This is a genomic window from Pseudomonas sp. P9_2 (assembly GCF_034008255.1).
In the GTDB taxonomy this organism is placed as follows: domain Bacteria; phylum Pseudomonadota; class Gammaproteobacteria; order Pseudomonadales; family Pseudomonadaceae; genus Aquipseudomonas; species Aquipseudomonas synxantha_A.
In genome coordinates, this window is the sequence record NZ_CP125376.1 from 4131221 (window position 1) to 4150124 (window position 18904).

The 18904-nt window shown below is 56.3% G+C and carries 25 protein-coding genes and 1 tRNA gene; 8 read left to right on the forward strand and 18 right to left on the reverse strand.

Features of this window, described 5'->3' with window-relative positions:
• Positions 1-57: 57 nt before the first annotated feature.
• Positions 58-729, reverse strand: a complete 672-nt coding sequence (locus tag QMK52_RS18540; RefSeq protein WP_003192030.1) for a Bax inhibitor-1/YccA family protein — start codon at positions 727-729, stop codon at positions 58-60.
• A gap of 152 nt (positions 730-881) precedes the next feature.
• Here QMK52_RS18540 and QMK52_RS18545 point away from each other — a divergent pair.
• Positions 882-972 (forward strand) — tRNA-Ser (locus tag QMK52_RS18545).
• A 116-nt stretch (positions 973-1088) separates the two neighbouring features.
• On the opposite strand, the gene QMK52_RS18550 is transcribed toward QMK52_RS18545, so the two are convergent.
• The 3 genes from QMK52_RS18550 to QMK52_RS18560 are packed head-to-tail and all read right to left on the reverse strand — an operon-like array spanning position 1089 to position 2606.
• The gene (locus tag QMK52_RS18550) at positions 1089-2138 is read right to left on the reverse strand and encodes a tyrosine-type recombinase/integrase (RefSeq protein WP_032880651.1); all 1050 of its coding nucleotides are present in this window, start codon (positions 2136-2138) and stop codon (positions 1089-1091) included.
• 1 nt (position 2139) lies between these two features.
• Positions 2140-2382, reverse strand: coding sequence for a DUF4224 domain-containing protein (locus QMK52_RS18555; protein WP_056846544.1), 243 nt, complete (start codon positions 2380-2382; stop codon positions 2140-2142).
• Positions 2383-2384: 2 nt separating this feature from the next.
• A complete protein-coding gene (locus QMK52_RS18560; RefSeq protein WP_320403184.1) occupies positions 2385-2606 on the reverse strand; it encodes a hypothetical protein in 222 nt (73 codons plus the stop codon).
• A 175-nt stretch (positions 2607-2781) separates the two neighbouring features.
• Here QMK52_RS18560 and QMK52_RS18565 point away from each other — a divergent pair, with 175 nt between their 5' ends.
• Positions 2782-2973: a hypothetical protein gene (locus tag QMK52_RS18565; RefSeq protein ID WP_320403185.1), complete on the forward strand. Its 192-nt coding sequence runs from the start codon at positions 2782-2784 to the stop codon at positions 2971-2973.
• Positions 2974-3003: 30 nt separating this feature from the next.
• Here the strand turns inward: QMK52_RS18565 and QMK52_RS18570 are convergent, their stop codons facing one another.
• On the reverse strand, positions 3004-4071 hold the full coding sequence (locus QMK52_RS18570; protein ID WP_320403186.1) for a site-specific DNA-methyltransferase: 1068 nt from the start codon (positions 4069-4071) through the stop codon (positions 3004-3006).
• A gap of 49 nt (positions 4072-4120) precedes the next feature.
• A complete protein-coding gene (locus QMK52_RS18575; RefSeq protein WP_320403187.1) occupies positions 4121-4522 on the reverse strand; it encodes an HNH endonuclease in 402 nt (133 codons plus the stop codon).
• Positions 4523-5769: 1247 nt separating this feature from the next.
• Between QMK52_RS18575 and QMK52_RS18580 the strand changes: the two genes are divergently transcribed.
• Positions 5770-6627: a DNA/RNA non-specific endonuclease gene (locus tag QMK52_RS18580; RefSeq protein WP_320403188.1), complete on the forward strand. Its 858-nt coding sequence runs from the start codon at positions 5770-5772 to the stop codon at positions 6625-6627.
• A 328-nt stretch (positions 6628-6955) separates the two neighbouring features.
• Here the strand turns inward: QMK52_RS18580 and QMK52_RS18585 are convergent, their stop codons facing one another.
• On the reverse strand, positions 6956-9001 hold the full coding sequence (locus QMK52_RS18585; RefSeq protein WP_320403189.1) for a DNA cytosine methyltransferase: 2046 nt from the start codon (positions 8999-9001) through the stop codon (positions 6956-6958).
• A 390-nt stretch (positions 9002-9391) separates the two neighbouring features.
• Between QMK52_RS18585 and QMK52_RS18590 the strand changes: the two genes are divergently transcribed.
• Both QMK52_RS18590 and QMK52_RS18595 read left to right on the forward strand, forming a co-directional pair.
• Positions 9392-10006: a riboflavin synthase subunit alpha gene (locus tag QMK52_RS18590; RefSeq protein WP_320403190.1), complete on the forward strand. Its 615-nt coding sequence runs from the start codon at positions 9392-9394 to the stop codon at positions 10004-10006.
• Positions 10007-10101: 95 nt separating this feature from the next.
• On the forward strand, positions 10102-10329 hold the full coding sequence (locus tag QMK52_RS18595) for a hypothetical protein (protein ID WP_320403191.1): 228 nt from the start codon (positions 10102-10104) through the stop codon (positions 10327-10329).
• A 14-nt stretch (positions 10330-10343) separates the two neighbouring features.
• Here the strand turns inward: QMK52_RS18595 and yejK are convergent, their stop codons facing one another.
• Positions 10344-11351: a nucleoid-associated protein YejK gene (gene yejK / locus QMK52_RS18600; protein ID WP_320403192.1), complete on the reverse strand. Its 1008-nt coding sequence runs from the start codon at positions 11349-11351 to the stop codon at positions 10344-10346.
• Between the two features lie 117 nt (positions 11352-11468).
• Between yejK and QMK52_RS18605 the strand changes: the two genes are divergently transcribed.
• Positions 11469-12281, forward strand: a complete 813-nt coding sequence (locus QMK52_RS18605; RefSeq protein ID WP_320403193.1) for a hypothetical protein — start codon at positions 11469-11471, stop codon at positions 12279-12281.
• A 51-nt stretch (positions 12282-12332) separates the two neighbouring features.
• On the opposite strand, the gene QMK52_RS18610 is transcribed toward QMK52_RS18605, so the two are convergent.
• The 5 genes from QMK52_RS18610 to bet all read right to left on the reverse strand — a co-directional run bounded on the left by QMK52_RS18610 (position 12333) and on the right by bet (position 16024).
• Complete coding sequence (locus QMK52_RS18610) at positions 12333-12815, reverse strand: hypothetical protein (RefSeq protein WP_320403194.1); 483 nt, start codon at positions 12813-12815, stop codon at positions 12333-12335.
• Between the two features lie 81 nt (positions 12816-12896).
• Positions 12897-13250, reverse strand: coding sequence for a hypothetical protein (locus QMK52_RS18615; protein ID WP_320403195.1), 354 nt, complete (start codon positions 13248-13250; stop codon positions 12897-12899).
• Positions 13234-13596 carry a hypothetical protein gene (locus QMK52_RS18620; protein ID WP_320403196.1) on the reverse strand — a complete coding sequence of 121 codons (363 nt, stop codon included), beginning with the start codon at positions 13594-13596 and terminating at the stop codon, positions 13234-13236. The genes QMK52_RS18615 and QMK52_RS18620 overlap by 17 nt, the downstream gene beginning before the upstream one ends.
• Positions 13593-15221, reverse strand: a complete 1629-nt coding sequence (locus QMK52_RS18625; protein WP_320403197.1) for a YqaJ viral recombinase family protein — start codon at positions 15219-15221, stop codon at positions 13593-13595. The genes QMK52_RS18620 and QMK52_RS18625 overlap by 4 nt, the downstream gene beginning before the upstream one ends.
• Positions 15218-16024: a phage recombination protein Bet gene (gene bet / locus QMK52_RS18630; RefSeq protein WP_320404205.1), complete on the reverse strand. Its 807-nt coding sequence runs from the start codon at positions 16022-16024 to the stop codon at positions 15218-15220. The genes QMK52_RS18625 and bet overlap by 4 nt, the downstream gene beginning before the upstream one ends.
• 135 nt (positions 16025-16159) lie before the next feature.
• On the opposite strand from bet, the gene ykgO reads away from it, so the two are divergent.
• A complete protein-coding gene (gene ykgO / locus QMK52_RS18635) occupies positions 16160-16315 on the forward strand; it encodes a type B 50S ribosomal protein L36 (protein ID WP_019816741.1) in 156 nt (51 codons plus the stop codon).
• Here the strand turns inward: ykgO and QMK52_RS18640 are convergent, their stop codons facing one another.
• From QMK52_RS18640 to QMK52_RS18655, 4 genes are all read right to left on the reverse strand, one after another.
• The gene (locus QMK52_RS18640) at positions 16316-16519 is read right to left on the reverse strand and encodes a hypothetical protein (protein WP_320403198.1); all 204 of its coding nucleotides are present in this window, start codon (positions 16517-16519) and stop codon (positions 16316-16318) included.
• Positions 16516-16707 (reverse strand): hypothetical protein, encoded by a 192-nt coding sequence (locus tag QMK52_RS18645; RefSeq protein ID WP_248135897.1) that lies wholly within the window; start codon positions 16705-16707, stop codon positions 16516-16518. Before QMK52_RS18645 ends, QMK52_RS18640 begins: the two co-directional genes overlap by 4 nt.
• A complete protein-coding gene (locus QMK52_RS18650; RefSeq protein ID WP_194438051.1) occupies positions 16704-17126 on the reverse strand; it encodes a hypothetical protein in 423 nt (140 codons plus the stop codon). The genes QMK52_RS18645 and QMK52_RS18650 overlap by 4 nt, the downstream gene beginning before the upstream one ends.
• A gap of 158 nt (positions 17127-17284) precedes the next feature.
• Positions 17285-17527, reverse strand: coding sequence for a hypothetical protein (locus QMK52_RS18655; protein WP_320403199.1), 243 nt, complete (start codon positions 17525-17527; stop codon positions 17285-17287).
• Between the two features lie 377 nt (positions 17528-17904).
• Between QMK52_RS18655 and QMK52_RS18660 the strand changes: the two genes are divergently transcribed.
• Positions 17905-18228, forward strand: a complete 324-nt coding sequence (locus QMK52_RS18660) for a hypothetical protein (RefSeq protein WP_320403200.1) — start codon at positions 17905-17907, stop codon at positions 18226-18228.
• 80 nt (positions 18229-18308) lie between these two features.
• Here the strand turns inward: QMK52_RS18660 and QMK52_RS18665 are convergent, their stop codons facing one another.
• On the reverse strand, positions 18309-18662 hold the full coding sequence (locus QMK52_RS18665) for a hypothetical protein (protein WP_320403201.1): 354 nt from the start codon (positions 18660-18662) through the stop codon (positions 18309-18311).
• Positions 18663-18904 lie beyond the last annotated feature (242 nt).

The window sequence follows — 18904 nt, forward strand, 5'->3', positions numbered from 1 at the left end:
GGAAATGAAAATGCCCCGTATCTTGCGATACGGGGCATTTTTTATTGCGCTGGCTGATCAGTCGTCGCGGCTCATGATGCCGAAGATCTGCAACAGGCTGATGAACAGGTTGTAGATCGATACATACAGGCTGATGGTGGCCATGATGTAGTTACGCTCACCACCGTGGATGATGGCGCTGGTCTGGAACAGGATGCACACCGAGGAAAACAGCACAAAACCTGCGCTGATCGCCAGTTGCAGACCGCTGATCTGGAAGAACATGCTGGCCACCACCGCCGCCAGCAACACGAAGAAGCCTGCGGTGATGAAACCACCCAGGAAGCTCATGTCCTTACGGCTGATCAGCACGTAGGCCGACAGGCCACCAAATACCAGCGCCGTCATGGCAAACGCCGAACTGACCACTTCCGCACCGCCGGCCATGCCGAGGTAACGGTTGAGGATCGGGCCGAGGATAAAGCCCATGAAACCGGTCAAGGCAAACGCCGACACCAGGCCCCAGGCCGAATCGCGCAGCTTGTTGGTCAGGAAGAACAGACCATAGAAGCCGATCAGCACGACAAAGATATTCGGATAACCAACGCGCATCTGTTGGGCCACATACGCCATCACGCCGCTGAATGCGAGCGTCAAGGCGAGCAAGCCGTACGTATTGCGCAACACGCGGCTGACTTCAAGCTGCTCAGCCTGCGCGTTGCCATTCACTGCGTAATTCTGTTCGCGCATGGCGACACTCCTTCAGTTTTGAAACGTTCAGTCGCAAAGATCATAACAGACGCTCTGTAACAAGCGATGCAGAGAGTTTGACAGTGTGTTTCATTCGGGTATTATGGCGCCCGCTGACACGGGATGAGCTACTATAATCCTGTGATGCACAAGGGAAATTGGCAGAGTGGTTGAATGCACCGGTCTTGAAAACCGGCGAACGTTAATAGCGTTCCCAGGGTTCGAATCCCTGGTTTCCCGCCAAGATTTACACAAAAGCCCCGCGATTGCGGGGCTTTTGCGTTTCTGGGGTTTGAGAATTTTTCTTCTGCTTTTGGCGGGAGTTCCGAAACTTTCGGGTAGGAGTTCCGAAACTTTGCCTATTTGGACGGTTTCGCGGTGGCGCCAATCCTCCTGTAAACCCGCTTTGTGATCTCCTGTTTGCTGTGTCCCAGCAGCAGGCTGGCATCCCCGATATCGATGATTTCCGAAGCGGCCTTCGGCCGGATGTCGCGGAACTGAAACCCTCCAATCTTGGCCGCGAGCAGCGGATCGCCTTGTTCGATGGCGTTCTGCTGGGCTTTTTCCCGAGCCTTGTCCCAGCGCAAGCGCAACATCCCCTTCGTCATTCGCTTTCCATACCTGTTGATCAACAGGTATTTGGATGAATGACCGACATTCCTTTCGCCAATCTCCCTGACCAATCTCCCCAAGCTGTTTTCCCCGGCTTCCGTACGCATAAGGATTCGAAGTTTCTGGCCGGTTTTGCCCTGCGTTACCAGGAAGTAGTCACCCTCTGTATCGTCGCTGCGCATGATCAGCACGTCAGCAGGCCGCTGTCCGGTCAAATAGCCCAGGTCCATGGCTTCCTTCAGTTCTTGTTCGGCAACCGCGTAGACGGCATCCCAAACAGCCGCGTTGGCGTAGTAATCACGCGGCGCCTCCTTGTTCTTCCTGATGCCCTGGCAAGGGTTCTCCCGCTCCGTGAGGCCCCACTCCCTGGCCATATTGAAAACGTGGGACAGGAGTGCGATCTCGCGGTTGGCACGAACCTTCGCTGAGCGGGCATCACGGTAACCGGCGATGTTGAACGGCGTAATTGAATCGATGGGCGCCTCATCAAACGTAGGGCGAAGCTGTTTCAGTTCGGCCATGTTGTCCTTCTGGGTCCGCTCCCCCTTTTTTGGGATGACGTCGCGCACGTACCGGTCGAAGATGCCCTTCATCGTTGTGAGGTCGGCAGGTTTTTCTTTGGCTTCCAGTTCGGCCCACTTCAGCCGGGCTTTGCTCAGGTCTGTTCCAAGCGGAATCTCTTTTCCCGCTGAGTCACGGTAGTAGTAGCCGATCCAGATCTTGCCATTCTTCCTTGGGCGCTTACGGCGCACCATTCCTGGCGGCAAGTCCCTGTTTTCCGTGTTCCGAGGGCGCATATCAGTTCACTCTGGAGAAGTCTGGCGTCCAAGCTGGACGCGCCGGTGGCGGGTTTGGATCTGCGATTGCGGCGTTAACCATCCCAAGCTTCATGCGCGCGTACATCCGGCCCACCAGAGGGCGACCGCCACGGCTCTCGATGAACACCCAGTTTCGGTCTTTCAGCCATTTGCGCTGGTGAGCGCGCTGCTTGTAGCCAGTTAGGTCGGCGAGCTCGTCGTCCGACAGGATTTCTGCTTGCATACCTACCTCCGGCCGGCCGCCGTCGGCCGTGCTGTCTTCATGATTTGGATGGCTAGGCCGAAGGTGATCAGCAGCCAGCCGCAAGTGCCGGCGAAGGCGTAGAGGATGTCGGCCGTGTCGCCGTCGGCCAGAAGGCGGGGGGCGATCCAGAAGAACCAGCATCCGCTGCCAACCAGGTACAGCAAAGCGCCCAGCAGTATTAGGGTGAGTTTCATTGCGAGCATGGGGGTGTCCTAGCCGCGCGAGGCGGCATATAGGGGATTGGAGTGATAGCTTTCTGCCTATCTTTCAAACAGGCTTGAAGCGGTGTACAAAAGGGTTCAATTAAGTTCGTGATGAGGCATGGACGTGTCACACAACTTTGATGCTCCGATAGCTCACGCTTACCGGGGCCAGGTGATGTTCCTCAAGTTCGACTGGCGCCGCCCGAACGACGAGAGCCCTGTCGCTGCAAAGATCATTGAACCAGCACCCATCAATGGGTTGGGTGAGGTTGCCGCAGAGTTGGAAGGCCCTTGGCCTGACTATCCGGCAGCGCTTGATGATGCGATGGCGGCAGCTGAACGATGGATCGACAGTCACTTGCCCTGACGACGCTCACCGGCAGGCATGTAGGGGGGGTTAGGCTGCTGGGTGTTGCGCGGTGTCGCGGAAAACATCCATCTGCGCCGCACCATCGAGCCAGGCGGCCGCGATCCGACGTTCAGCCATTGCGGCATATTCCGAGTTCAGTTCGCACAGGATCGATTTACGCCCTTCCTGCATGGCGACCACCGCTGTAGTGCCGGCACCGCCGAAAGGGTCAAGCACGACGCCGCCGAGTGGCGAGCCGGCCAGGATGCATGGGCGAATCAGGTCAGGCGGGAAGGTGGCGAAGTGGGCGCCCTTGAAACTGTGGGTTGGCACCGTCCAAACGCTGCGTTTGTTTCGCTCCGTCGGCATAACGGAAAGGGCCGAATTCATAGAATCGTTGTCCTTGATCCGCCCCCTTCCTCTTTCTTCGCCGTCGGTACCGTGACCCCAGCCCACGCCGTTTGACTTCCTGGCCACCGCCTTCATGTTGCCGTTACTCTTGGCTCCGCCATTGGCACGGTCACTACCGATCTGCGCGAGAACGTCTTGCGAGAGTCGGTTGTGGGTGTTGGGTGAGCAGGGTTCAAGGATTGCCGACTGGTCGTAGAAATATCTCGGCGACTTACTCAGCAGGAAAATGTATTCGTGGGCCTTGGTGCAACGGTCGCGGACGCTTTCGGGCATTGGATTTGGCTTATGCCAGATTATGTCCTGGCGCAGGTACCAGCCATCGTCCTGCAGGGCGAAAGCCAAGCGCCACGGCATACCCATCATGTCCTTGACCTTGATCCCTTCAGTCAGCGCTGCGCGATCTGGCGAGACGGCAGCTCTATCGCGGCGAAATGACAGATTGCCGGTGGAGCGCGCTGCATAGCTGTCACCCATGTTCACCCAGGCCGTGCCGTCGTCGCGGAGCACTCTGCGCACTTCGCGGAACACCTCGACCAGTCGAGCGATAAATTCGGCCGGCGTCTCTTCCAGGCCGATCTGCCCGTCTACGCCGTAATCCCGCAGACCGTAATAGGGAGGACTGGTCACGCACATCTGAACCGAATTGTCTGGCAGCGTCCGCATCGACTCAATGCAGTCGCCGATCAAAACGCGATGCTGTTTCATGGCCTTGGCCCCTTGTAGATGAAGACGTAGGCGAACCAGAGGGGGGCGATCATGGCTGCTGCTCCTTTTCAAAGTGGAACACCACCGGCGCGCCTGTCTCTGCTATCAGGCCGTATGCCTTGGCAAGGCGGTAGATGGGGGTGTAATTGTTCAGAGAGTCGACGTGCCTTGCGATCCAGGCGCGCCAACCTTCCAGCGTCTGGCCGCCCTTGCTGATGTTGCAGGGCGCGCAGGCCGGCATCATGTTCTCCAGCACGTCGTGCTCGGGACGCAGGGGCTTTCCTGAAACCAGCTTCCAGTTGCCGGCGGCGGTCTGCTTGGACAGAAGCTCACGCACTACCGGAGCGAGGTGGTCGGCGTGCCACCGGTCACCTAGCAGCACCCCGCAGTAGGCGCAGTGGCCGCCGTACTTGAGGCGCACTTGCTCGCGCTCAGCTTTCTTCAGGCGCATAGAGATCCTTTGCCGCCATAGCAGCTATCAAATTTATAGAGGGGAGAGGTATTGTTGCCTCCATAGAAATGGAGGTGAGATGTGGTCGTACACGGAATTGAATATCGTTTTTGCCGTGCTTCAAGCGTCGTCATAGGTCATGACGGTTTGGCTTTAGAGTGCTGGGAAGGCGACAGGGCTCAGATGTTCGAGATCTTCCGGAATGACGAAACCATGCGTTTCGAGGTAACCCTATTTGAGCCAAGTGTTCCCCTAGAATTGCTTGAGTACGCCGTTCAAATTGCACGGGATAGCCTCGGGGATTTTTGCCCATAACCTCGACTTAGGATCATGCAATGAACAAATGCAGCATATGCCAACGGCCCTTAAATACCCTCCCTGAACTCATGGATTGCGGGGGTGATTGCCTTGAATGCATGGCTGAGTGCGGTGATCCGGACGCCAAGCTGGCGATGAAGAAAATTCTTCAGGACCGTAGTGGCGAAAAACATCTCAGCAGCGATAAGCCTGAGCATCGGATTTAGGCTTCCAACGCATTCCTAGCTTCTCTTCGGTATGCCGCTATAGCGGCTGACTTTGAAGGGATAGAATTTTTTTTGCCATAGAATCGGCCTGGCCCTCGCTAAGCGATGCTTGTTAAGCGGGCGACGCGGAGAGCTATAGCAATTTGCAGAAAAGACAGGGCCTTATGGAAAGCAACGTATTGGTATTTTTTAGGCGCTATCGGTACTTGTTACTGTTGTTGATGGTGGTTGCTTCTGTCGTTAACGCTGGTGTGCGTTTTTCTGGGGATAGGCGTAATTTCTTTGAGACGTTATTGATACATGGATGGTTCATCCAGGCAGTATTTGCTTACTTTCGAGGAGGCTGGGTAGGTATTGGACCAGGCGGATTACCAAAGGACGCGAATCCCATGGGCAGGGCAGCGTTAGCGGCAATTGCGTTCGCGTTTTACCTTTTGACGTTTACCTACGGCGGGCACAGTCGCAATGAATCAGTCCATGAAAAAAGAGCTTCTGACTGGACTATGCCTACACGAGAAGAGTTTAGGCGTGCGCCAGAGCAATAGCACACTCGTGAGAGCAAAGGTTGCTCATCTTGAAGTTCCCTCGTTACCGATCATGGGCGTTCACAAACGCCAAAATGAAACGTTCGTGTGTTTGAATACTGATGTCAGCCAGCGTAGGAACCGCTGTAGCTGATTTGCTACTTATCGATGTCCATGATTCACCCCAAGGAGATACACCATGCAAGGAAGTATGAAGTTGAAGCACCTAGCGTTTTTGTTGATCCCGCTTGTTGCGGCCTGTACTACAACCGATAGAACTCGGGAGTCTGGGGCCCAGGTAGAAGGCTCACCCCCTGCTCAGGAGGCACAAGTACTTCAGTTCGATAACTGTTCGGTCGGATGCCCTACCGGCGGCAGCCCTTTGACATTGAATCGACAGGCTTACACGCTGAACAACAACGGCTCGACGAAGTTTGCGAACTGGGTTTCCTACAAAATAACGAAGGAAACTCCGGCGAGCGGGCGCCCGCGTAACTGGAAGACGGACCCGGATATTCCTGCTGGCGAAACGCTCGATCCGGTGGACTACAACGGCGCAAACGTCGCGCTAAAAGTGGACCGTGGCCACCAGGCCAACCTGGCCTCGATGGCTGGCGTTCCTGACTGGCAAACCCTCAACTACCTGTCGAATATCACCCCGCAAAAGGCTGATCTCAACCAAGGGCCGTGGGCACGACTTGAGGATCAAGAACGCAACCTCAGCAAAGAGCCAGGTGTCGATCAGGTATATGTCGCTACTGGACCTCTGTATGAGCATTTTGTTGGCACGCTTCCAGGAACGAATAAGGTGCACACCATCCCCAGCGGCTACTGGAAGATAATCTTCGTCGGCAGCTCACCTGAGAACGGCGTTTACGCCTCGTTCGTGATGAACCAGGAGACACCGAAGGGTGCAAACTTCTGTGACTATCAGGTGAACGTAAGCCAAATCGAAGAGCGGTCAGGGCTCACCTTCTGGAGCAACTTGTCACAGCCTGTTCAAGCCTCACTGAAGTCGAAGCAAGGGCAGTTGCTCGCCCGGATTGGCTGCAAGTAATTGCATCAAACCCAACAATAGAGGCTACCGAAACCGGTAGTCTTTTTCTTTTCTGGCTTAATGCCGGGCTATGCCCGGGCGGTGGAGTATGGGGGCGACTGAAGGTCGAGCCAACTAATTACGTATCGCGCCTTGCGTTTTTGAGATCAGAGATAGGCTTACAGGTACCGGCCAGTTCTACCGGTTCGCTTAACGAGGATCTCTATGGTGCTTATTCGACTCTTTGAAGATGTACTTATCCAATTGCTGGTTGAGCAGATGGTGAAACACATCTATTACGTGATCGACTGGCTCTACGCCTTTCCTTGGCAGATTCATTTTGGATGAGCTATGCAGCAACAGTATGCCGCTCTACGGCGCGCCACGGGTCGTTGGCCCTGGCCAGCGCGGCCATCGGTGGCGGGCTGACGCTATTGCCGCACATGTGCACCTGCTGAGTCTTGGTGAACGGCTTGCCGTCGGCGCCGTGGCTGATGATGTAGTCGGCCGGGAAGCCTTGGGCTTTGTACAACTCGGACGGCTTCAGCATCCGTAGGCAGATGTCGACAATCACGTAGGGTGTGCCCTTCACCATCACGGTGACCATGGCCAGGCGGTCCTTGGTGGTGATCGTCGGCGCAGGCGAGTCGCAAGCGCTGATGTTCTCGGTACCGTAGTAGCTGATCAGGAATGCCGCTACACGAAGGGCGCCGGCCTCATGCTCAGGCGAGAGCGTAAGTGAAACCAGCGAGCTCTTGCCGCCGCCGCCCGCCGTGATCGTCGGCGCCGGATCATCCAGGCCCTGGCCCACGCTCCCGCCGAATGCCCGCTCCATGAATGCGCTGACCAACCCGTGGTGCTGGCCGCCGGCGCTGACGGTGTGCAGCGGGCCATCGACGTTCCGGGCATCGCAGTTGCCGCGCAAGTGCACCAGGTTCGTCGCCACCAGCTGTTGCTGGCTGCCGGTGTTGGTCACCGTGGTCATCGGGTCTTCGATGCTCTTGGCGTCGGTGGCGTTGAACCCGCCATTCATCTGGGCCATGAACACCGTGGATATGCCCATGGCGTGCGCGGCCCCGGCCGGGCGCTGATAGTTGCCGCCGCTGGTGATGGTCGGCAGTGGCTCGTCCAGCGCCTTGCCCGCGTCGTTGAATCGAAACTTCACCAGGTGTGCCGCTGCGATCGCACGGTGGTTATGGGTCATCAGCGTGCCCACCGGCTGGTCAATGCCCACCGGTTTGCCTGAATACTCGGGGCCACCGGCTCCAACCATCAACGGGCTGATCAGTGTTAGTTCGCCGCGGTTCGCGCAGGTAACTGTCGGAAGCGGTTCGAGCGGGTCATTGATGCGATCGCTGCCCTGGTGCGTAGCCGGTGAGATGATCGGGCTGACCACCGAGAAGGCCCCGCCTTTCGGGTAGGAGGTGACGGTGCGCAGCGGCTCTTCGGCCGACTGCACCGTTTCTCCTGACCAATTGGCGATTGGCACAATGAACGGCGCTGCGTTGTCGATCACGAACTTCTTCATGCCCTTGGCAACGCGCCGCAGGGTTGCCGGGGCCAGGTCCTTCTTGCGGCCGAAAATGCTTTTGCCCAGGTCAGTGAAGTCGATGCATTCAGCTGCTGTTTTCCACTTCTGCTGGCCTTTGACGGGGTTCTTTGCATGGGTTGGCTCAGGCCACACAATCGGCTGACCGTCGCATCGGGCGATCATAAACAGGCGCTCCCGGCTGGTGGGCGCGCCGAAGTCGCAAGCTTTGATAACCTTCCACTCCACAACGTAGCCCATGCCTTCCAGCAGAGCCACGAAACGGCGCCAGGTGCGGCCGCGCTGCTTCGGGTCAGGAATAAGGAACTGCTGTCCCACCGGCACGACCTCACCAGGTGCAGCAACTTCGCCGCCGAGCTTCACCACGCGGCCGGTAGCCTTGTCGCGCTTGGCGATCAATCTTCCCCACCGCAGGATCTGTTTCACGTTTTCCAGGCTGATTACCCGGGGCCGCTTCATGCCTGCCCACTTGAGGCCAATCCAAGAAAGGTTGCGGATCTCGCGCTTGCGCGGTTGGCCGCCGGCCGCCTGGCTGTGGTGCGTGCAGTCCGGTGACATGTGGAACCAGCCCACGGCTTTGCCGCCACATTCGGTGTCCGGGTCACCATCGAACACATCGGTGGTGAAGTGCTTGGCGCCCGGGTGATTGACGGTGTGCATGCTGATCGCTTGCGGGCTGTGGTTCTTCGCCACGTTCACTGTGCGGCCCAGGCCCATTTCCAACCCGGTACCGGCGCCGCCACCACCACAGAAGAAGTCGACAACGATCTCATCGTCCTGAGGGTTGAAGCCGAGTCCGTATTGGGTTTTGAAATCGAAGGGGTGTTTCTTCTGTTGTGCGGACATAGGGGATCCTCGCCGGCAGGCGTGATTCGTTAATTGGATTGATGATCTGCACTCAGCAAAAACCTGATGGTGACTGCGGTGAGTATGTAAATTGATGTAGTAGAGATACGTCTGATAGGTGATGAGGTCGTGCGGATGATTAGTCGGCCTGCTGATGCGCTCGGAGCCAGAGTTCGCTTGGGTTCTTAAGCTGATCGCTGACCTAGCGCAGTTGTGAGTGTTAACATGAAGCCGCGGGCCTTAGAGGCAGACTAGGTGCGCTGAACCTTGAAATAGATAACGTTTTTTGCTTAAGTCCAAGTATTTGAGGTTGGGGGCAGGCATCTCTAAAATAATTGTCCGTCGGGAAAATGAGTTTTTGCCGATTTATTCAATATAGGGGTTGAATCTATGTATACGGGGATAGTGCAGGGCACTGGAATAGTCTTGGATGTGAGATCTGGCGATGGCTTTAAGAGTCTGCTTGTTAGTAATCTAGGTGGATTGTTCAATGATGCTTTCGTCGGAGCAAGTGTAGCTATCGATGGAGTGTGCTTAACTGTTACTTCTGTCTTTGTAAACTCCGTTACTTTTGATGTTTCGGATAAGACGAATCTAAATACCTCAATGCAATATTTGAGCATTGGCGATGAGGTGAATATAGAGCGATCGCACATTACCGGCTCTGAGAACGGCGGGCACAGTCTCTATGGCCATATTGAGGGTGTCGCTGAGATAGTTGAACTTAAGAGTCGTGGGGAGACGGTGGATATGATACTGAAGCTTCCTCCGCTCGCTATTAAATATTTCTTCTCCAAGGGTTTTATCGGGATGCATGGCGCTAGTCTGACAGTTCATGATGTCGATAGACAAAAGAATCATTTGAGCGTTAGTCTAATTCCAGAGACAATACGCCTGACAAATTTCAGGCTTCTGCGTAAGGGCTCATTTGTCAATGTCGAAGTTGATCATGCCACTCGCGTGATGGTCGATGCTATATCCGCAACGCTGAGGCCGTTACATTAGTACTTATTTTGAGCTACGACTTCGCCGGCTGGCGCTGTTCAGTGATATGGGGTATTACGGGTGGACCGGCATGGAGCCGGATCAAGGAGAGAGTTATGGCGACCGATTACAGTAAGGGGTGTTACAACGTGTTCGGCCCAGACCGTTCACCTGTGGGCCGCATCGATAAAGACGAGTTCATCCGCAGCGACAAGAACGTCTTGCTCTACCGCGTAGACGGCGACGAGCTCTATTCAATGAAGGGCGAATACCTCGGCTTTATCGACGATGGCTTTGCTCGAACGTCAAATGGGCAGCTTCTGTTCACTATTGAGAAAGAGTAATTCAGGCTCTTCGATCAGGATGATGCGCGTTTGAGTTGCTCGGTAAGTTGAGTGGGCAGCCCGTGCAGCGTCAGCGTGCCGCCCGCTTCGTCGAACTCGATCTTGTCGCCCAGCAGGTGCGCCTCGAAGCTGATCGACATGCCCTCAGCGCGCCCGGTGAAGCGCCTGAATTTGTTCAGTGTCTTCTTGTCCGGCGGCAGGGCCTCGGAAAGGCCGTAGTCCTTCGCTTTGATGAAGTCATAGAAGTTCTTCGGGCGGTCTTCGTCGATTAGGCCCGACAGCTCGTCGAGCGTGATCGGCTCGCCCTGCTTGGCCTGGGCCATTGAGTAGCTGACAAGCGTATGTGTCTTCTCGCGGGCTGACTCTTCTGGCAGATCCTCGCTTTCCACAAAGTCGCTGAACGCCTTCAGCAGCGTTCGGGTTTCGCCTGGGCCGTCGATTCCTTCCTGGCAGCCGATGAAGTCGCGGAAGTATTCGTTGATCCGGCGCCCCTGCTTGCCCTTGAGGTACGAGATGTACTGCTTCGACTGCAGGTTGTTCTGCCACTCGCTTATGTTGATGCGTGCGGCCAGGCGGATGTGATCCAGGTCCAGGCGATTCACCGTCATCAGGTTGAGCTCTTCGGTCATGGTCACCGCTTCGGTTTCCTGCACCAGGGCAATGGCCAGATACTCGGTCAGGCCTTGCTGGTAGTGGCAGAAGAGGGCGTGCCCGCCGGTGCTGAGGTTCGACTCTTCCATCAGTTTGGTCAGGTGTTCGACAGCGGTGGTGCTGAATGTCAGGAAGTCGGTAATGCCGGCAATGTACTTGCCAAGCCATCCGCAGAGAGGGTGCGCGCCTGACTCAGCATGAAAGAAGCCCCACGCCTTGCCGGAGGTGGCGTTGTAGCTTTCGTTAAGCTGCTGCATCAGGTCGTCGCGGGCGCCGCTATCGATTTGCTCGCCGGAGGCCAAGTGCAGAACTGCCGGGCTACCGTCAGGCTTCTTGTCGATCTTGTGGATTACGCTGTGGAGTACGGGCATTGCGTTTACCTCAGGTAGGCGCCGCCCTCCGGTGTCCGGTGGTGGCAATTTGGTTTGTCTTGGGGTATTACGGGGGACCGGCATGGAGCCGGAAATAGCCCCTGGGAATTGTTAAAAATGAAAATAAACGGAAGTTCTATATGGTATTGGCTCGCTGGTGTTTTTGCATTTTTTGCGATTGCTGGAGTTTCGATTAGATATACATCTGTTTTCTCAACTGAACTGTATGCTGACAGAGAAGCGTGGGGGCAGTTCGGTGACTACTTTGGTGGTGTTTTGAATCCGCTTTTATCGTTCGCGGCATTTGTTACTCTGTTAATTACGCTTCGAGTACAGCTTAATGCAAGCGCAGCAAATGAACGCTGGTCCCGCGACCAAGTGCGCGAGCAGCGACTATTTCAGCTGCTGAATATGGTAGGGCAAAGCGCAATTAGCGCTAAATATCGCTCAGGTTACGAGCGAGCTGATAGTGATCCATATTTTCAAGAGGGGCATACCGCATTACATCATGCATGGCATGATTTTAATAAGCATCATCTAACTAGAGTGCCTAGGGACGGGGTTCCTGCACTGGAGAGATATGAAAGTGTGAGGAAAGAGTTTGATCGTTACCTGCGCATATCTGGAGCATCTATAAGTGTTTTTGTTCAATCTTCATTCCTGCTAATCGATTTCATTGGTAGAAATGGTACCTTGTCAGACGGATTTATACAGTTTTCTATGGGCGCAGTACGTGCGCAAATGACTGAGTCGGAGCGTATGATTCTTTGGTATTCCGCGCTTTGTCAAAACGAATATTCCCATCACATATCCTCCCTAAAAGTGTTTGGCTTTGTCGATGGCATTGACTCCGAAACTACAGATCACCTGGTAAGGTGGAGGGATGAGTTAGTTGGATGTGCCCTGGTTAGTGCCAATATGCGTAGCTGATTAATATTTTTGTGTTTTGCGCGTTAAGTATGTGGATTTCGCTGAGGGCGCTCAAGTGGCATTTTCATCGGCATCCCTTTTTAACGATTCGGCAAAACCTGCCTGCCGTAATTTGCGCGCCACGGTTTCGGATATCTCGTAATCGTGGCGCTTGATTTCGAATAGTGGCGCGGACTTATCGGCGCCCAGCGAGTGAGCATGTGCGGTCAGTCGCCAGATGGTCACCCGATCCTTCGTCTCACCCAGTTCGGCGGTGAGCGCTTCAAGTCGGTCACGCATTCCCTGGCGGAAGTAGTGGCGGATGATGTCGGACGGCCCTTTTAACTTCGTGGACGCCGGCGGCAGATCTTCGGCCCGACCATTCAGAACCAGCAGTTGCACTGCCTCGCTGACTTCCTCGATTTCATGCCAGAGCATCAGATCGTCGAGCATCTGCCGGGTGCCGTACGGGACCGTGTGCCGCAATTCCTGCTCGCCCAGTTCCTGCCGTTTTTCGGCAAGTTTGGCTGTGCGCTCCTTCTGTTCGGCTGCCATGGCCTACCTCTTCTATTCCGCTGGCCGGCAGTGCGAGCCAGGTTTGACGTTTGCGTTGCTGGGGTCTAGATACGCGACGCATCAGCCAGCCTTTGGGAATTCGAGCGAGTGATCAGCAATCAGGCGCCGACAAAGCGTCTCGCTGATGCCGACGTGCTTGCTGGCCTTGTACCGGGTCATGCCAGATTTCTTGCACTCCATGAGCTGGGCGCAGATCACCACTTCGTCATCTGGCGTGATGATCCGGCCTCGCTTCGTTTTCTGGGCAATCCGCGCATAGCCGTATGGCCGTTTCGGCTCGTGAGATATTCCAGGGCTGTCTTTGCCCACACCCGGCCGGATGAACTGGGCCGTTCCACCAGATGCGAAGAAGGCAGCTTTCGCCGCCTCCAGGTTCTCCTGTTCCTGATTGTGTACTTCAAGTGTCGGATGCATTCCGGGCACCTCTTGAGCGGTTGTCGATGTTGATGTGATTGATCTCGGCGATCTCGCGCAGGGCGGCCCGGGTGATACCCAAGGCAGAACAGATCTCTGTCTGGTGGGTGCGTGACTCAGCCAGCGCTTTGATCTGAGCGGCCAATGAGGCCCTGGCCTGGCGCCGCGACTCCATCGTCTTGGCGGTACAGGTTGCGAACTCGATGCCATGCTCCTCCGCGATCCGGTTAAGTGAGCGAGTGGATCTTCCGAGAGCCTTGGACGCGGCAAGAATGCCCGCGTCGACGTAACGGGGCAGGGCCGCGGCTACCTCTGGCTCAGCAGCCTTGTGGGCGTCCCATCTCATGCTGCCGCCTTGCGGAGTGTCACCCCGGCCATGCTGAAGGTTGAACCCTGCGCTGCGACCATCGCGTCGAGCGCTTCCCAATTGACCAAGAGGACGGTGATCGGCGCCTGACCATACGCTACGGCTTTCACCAGGGCCTCAAAGTCCGTCACGTTGGCCTGGAGCGCTGCCTGCTCCACGGAGTGGTTCACCACAGGTTTTGTGGCCTGGCCGACGAGTGCAGCTGTCTGGACGGGCGCAGCGCGGACTGGCTCGGGCACAGCCACCTTCTCGACAATGGGTTCTGGCTTGATAGCTGCCAGGCGCTGGGCTTCTTGTTCATCGGAGACTCGCTTCGCGTCGGCCTTTTCCCGCTCCGCCTTCTGGTGTTCGGAGATTCGGAATTTGATCAGTGTCACCAAGTCATCATTGGCTTTGGCGACCAGCCACTGCACGTCGCTGAACAGGAAGGCATGATCAACGGCGAGCTCTGCCAGACTGGTCAGGTTCAAGCGGATGCCGTCGGCGGCCTGACTTGCATCGATCTTCGCCCGGGCCAGCTCGGTATCTACTGCGTCCTGGAGGCTGGCGATGGTGCGCTTGTTCTTCATTGCGCCGGCGAAGTCCGAAACGACATGAGGCAGCGTGACTTTGCCAAGCGTCTTGTTGATTGCCGCGATGTGATCCGCCAAGGCGAGCTCGGCTTTTTGCTTGATGCTGGTCTTCACCAACAGCTCTTGAGCCTTCACCAGCTTGTCTACCTTCAGGCGAGTCTCACGTGCATGGGCGCTAATGCGATCCAGCGATGAAAACAATTCGTCGATGCTTTGGGTCTGCGACAGGGCTTGTTTCTTGGCGGCCGCGACAGCCTCCTCAACATCACCGCACCACTTGACCGCCTTCTTCGCGTCGGCAAAGTCCTGGTCGGTGGAGAGCGTGGTTTTCACCGAATCGATGACAGCCAGGGCCGAGTCTTCAAACACCTTCAGGTTGCTGGCGGTAACCATGCCGGTCAGCTCGATACGCAGGGCTGGCAGTTCATCAGGTGCCTTGCCGACGACTATTGAAGGAGCGTCAGCCATTTCGAAGTTTGCCAGGTCTGCCTCGAACTGTTTCCAGCCTTCGATCAACTGGGCCGCGCGCCCGGCTACGGGCCGGTACTCCATGTGCACGAAGTTCTCCGGCGTGCCGTCCGAGCAAACAAAGATGACCCGGTCAGCGCCGCTCACCAGCAGTTGCTGCTCAAGCTGCCAGTAGTAGTGCGGAGCCAGGTCACCAGCCTTCACCTGGGCCACGACTGACTCATTCCACAGTTTGTGCTCGAACAAGGTCTCGCCGAGCATTGTGGCGCCGTCCATGGAGGCGAGCAGGTTGCCCTCGGTAGCAACGATCGGATAAAGCTCTTCGCCGATCAGTGCTTCGGCTAGCGGGCGAGCCATGGCTTCGGTTGCGTGGCCTTTGTCGAAGATGAACTGCTGAGACGGCGTGATATCGGGTGTGATGCCGGTCTTTTTGGCTGCGAGCAGATCGGTTCGGGTTTGATACTTTGAGGCGCCCATCATTGCAGGGGCTTCTGAGGCGGTACGGTACTGAGCGCGAAGGTCAAGCCACTCGGCAGAGCCTTGAGCTACGTTGTGAATTTTCATGCTGCGTCTCCATCGAGGGCTTTGAGGTTGGTGATGGTTTCGATCTGGTCATCGCGCAACGAGTACTTGCTGATGACGTTGGAAATAATGTGTTCCGGACTAGTGCGACCGGCGTCGATCAGTGGCTGCCACTTCTCGATGTTTTCAGCCAGCAGTTCGTCGGGATAGGCAGGCTTGGTGTCCGGTTCTGGTGGGGCTTGGCGCGCCGGTGAAACATCTTTGGCGACTTCTTCGAATGTCTTGCCTTCCATCTCGTCTGCCGTTGGCGCCGATCCGACTTCAGGGAATGCTTTGCGCAGAGCCTGGGCCTCGGCGCATTTGGCGAGCTGGGCAAATGCTCGACGCTTCCACATGGTGTTGGGCGCCGCGGTGTCCTTGCTTGATGTCGCGTAGTTTTCAAGCCAGCGCTCATTGGCCGTGTATTCGGCAACCAAGCCGTTGCTCATCTGCCGCTTGACGGTCACGCGGCACCATTCGGGATAAGTGACCTCTACGCCGCTCAGCTTCGCAGTTACTGGAGGGCCGTATTCCGGCTCGCTGATTCCGGCGTACTGGCCGGTGCGCGCCGCCTGGATGCGGTAAAGGCCGATGCCGGGCATCACCGTGTCCTGCATCTTTCTCGTCTTGGAGTTCCAGATCGGAACGATGTGCACCGGCTTCAACATCGGGTCCAGGTGTGCGGCCTGGCAGTAGGCCAGGACCATCACAACCGAGTTCTTTTCGGCGCCGGGGTAGAGGCTGCTGCTCAGCACTTCAACGAGCGCGGCCTCCGACATTGCAGGTGTGTTGTCGTCCTGCTTCATTACTGCGGACATGGGGAATCCTTGCCGCGATGCACGCAGCGATAAAAAGGGAGGGGGGAATAAGAGTTGATAAACGTTCTGATTCGTATTTATGATACGTAATAACATTTCAACTCGACGCAAGGAGTCTCACCTATGAAAGTGCTGTCCTCACTCAAAGAAGCGAAAAACCGTCACCGTGACTGCCAGATCGTTATGCGCCGTGGCCGGATCTACGTGATCTGTAAATCCAATCCGAAATTCAAAGCGCGGCAGGGCAGTGCGAAGAACAAGAACAAAGGCAAAGGCTGATCAGTTCGATTGCTGATCCTGCTGCTGAACCCTGTATCGCAGGACCTGAAGCACTCGACCGCCATAGCCAGGTTCTGCGTATTGCTCAACCGGTGCGCCGAAGAAGCCGCGCCGTTCGGCAAGGCTGTAGGCCTCGCGCAGGTTGTGAGCGCTGATATCTTCGAGCTGCTCGTCGATCAGTGATTTAACCGGTGCGGTAGTCATGCCTTCTCCTTACGCCGCCGGCTGACATCCAGGAGGCGTGCGCTATACCAATGAAATTCTTCTGCGTTGATGGCGCCTGAGGTGAAGTGGCGCACGATCAAACCCTCAGCCAAGATCTCGTCGAGAGCGGGCTTATCTGGATCTTCAAGCGCAAACAACGCTTTATCGATCTCAACGTAGGGGCTCACAGTTCGTCGTCCTCGGCCTGGGCGATAAGAGCGTCATCAGCCAAAGGTTGAAGGAGGCGTTCGGCAATCTCGCCTAGTTTCCCCAGTGGATGGTCGCTCCGGCCGAGTAGCTCCAGAGCTTCCGATTTCACCCTCGAACCCGCCATCCCTGCGATCAGTAAGTAGCCCAGGGCTGGAGTGTCGACGCCGCAGTCGGCAAGTAGGTTGTTGGCGTACTCATCGACAGCCAGTGCGAACTGATGGGCTGTGACGCCTTGCTGCGGGTGCAGATGGCGCTTGAACACCACGCCGCCACCTCTGGCCAGCTCTTCGGCTGCGTTGTACAGCCATTCGCTGCGAGCCAATTGCAGAGAGGTTTCGCTCACCGGAGGCGGCAGTTGTTCGTCGTGCTCAAACTGAGGTTTGCGTAGTGCTGACATGGTCGCCTCCAAAGTGGCGGGTTGTTCACCTGTATTCGTCAACACTCATGCCTCCCGCTGGTTGCCGATGGGCGCGGGGGAGGAGTGCTGACGGGTAGAGGCGGGGAAGGTTGGGAGCCGCTTACGGCGGCGAGTCGTTGATACTGGTGGGGTGCTACTTAGAAATCGGTCGTGACGTTGATGCTTGCCAGCTTTTGCCCTTCGCCAGCAGCGGTGATTTCCAGCCGTGCCTTGTGACTCGAGTCTCGGCTCATTTTGGCGAAAAACATGTCCGCCGAATCGGGCTCAAAGATTCGAATGCCTTGGCCTTTCTCTAAAACATCTGAATCCTCGCAAAGCACCAGCAGGTGCAGTTCCGGATCAAGCTTCTGCAGTTGCGCGATCATGTCCTTAACTTTCATAGTTGAGTCCTTAGATGGGGAAGGGTATGGCACCCGACATAACTGTAGCTGGGCCACAATCCAACCTGCATCGGAGATCGCTCGAATCTGACTGGCGAGTAAACCGTCTTCGCCGCGTTGTTCGTCGCTCTGGCTCGGGTAAAGGTGGCCACCCTGCTATCTCGGGCAGTCAGCCGAGCGATCTCCGATGCAGCCTGAGCTTTGGCGCCAAGGTGGCCGGGCAGAGGTGATGAGGTCATGCGGCACGAATTCACCTAGACTGCGAACTCTTTTTCAGACACCAATCTAGGAGAAACGCGTTGGCGAGGCTCACGGCTATAGCCAAAAGGGCGGCAGAGTCCGCAAACCGCATCACGAACTTTCCCGTGGTGCTAGTGATGAAGACGCTCTCTGCCACCGGGATCATCAGGGCAATGACAAGGGCGGCGACGAAGGCGGTCCGCAATGATCAAGTGGTGCGCGCTTCGGTAATTCTGATGTCGCCTCTGCTTGTCTTTTTCCTAATTCTTGCGCTCTTTATGTTGGTAGCAGCCTGGAAGGCCAGCACCACTGGGGATGCAGTTATCCAAACTCTGAGGTCGGTAGTACTGCTGTTGATGGCCTTGAGCACCTTGTTTTTCAAGGTCAGCAAGGTGAGGAGAACGCATCATCGCGGCGTGGCTGTTCGTGACCGGATCAGGTCGCGACGATCTGGCCTGTAAGTCTCCCAATGCACCCTCCGGCAGATGCATTAGGAAAAAGCCCCCTACATATCTTTCAGGTGATGGCGTAATCGCTCCGCTCAGAAGAAACCGCGACTGCTGCGAATCACGCCAATCTCAGCCAGCGCCGAGCGATCGAGCAGGTATTCAGCGTCCTGCCTGATATGGTCGGCTATGAACGCCAGCTCGCGAGCCTTGTTCTCGTGTTCGGCATGCTTATCTGCCAGCGCTTTCTTCGGGTCACCATTCGAGTACTGCATTGCCTCGATCTGTGCGTCCTGAAGACTGCTGTGCTGCTTGGCGTAAGCACCGGCACGCTCATGGTGGAACGCCGCCTGCTTGTTGCAGAGATCGCGAAGCTCGGGGCCTGCGACGGTTACCTTCAAACCTTCGATTGGAAAGCTGATTGCTTGGATGCCTGCTACTTCGGTCATGGGTTTTCTCCTGGTTGATTTCCCTGATACCCCTCGTGAGAAGGGCATCGAGGAAATCTGTCTCGCTACGCATATCTGGATCATTCGCCAGTTCGGTATCCCTCGATCCGCCGCAGGTTCTCCCTGCGTTTCCTTCCAGCACCCAAGTCACTCCCCAGGCGGTAGGTCAGATCAGATCGCCGGTCCCCAGTAGAGGCGTAGCGGCTTAATAGTTAGGTTTTGACAGAGCCTTTGCATCGGCC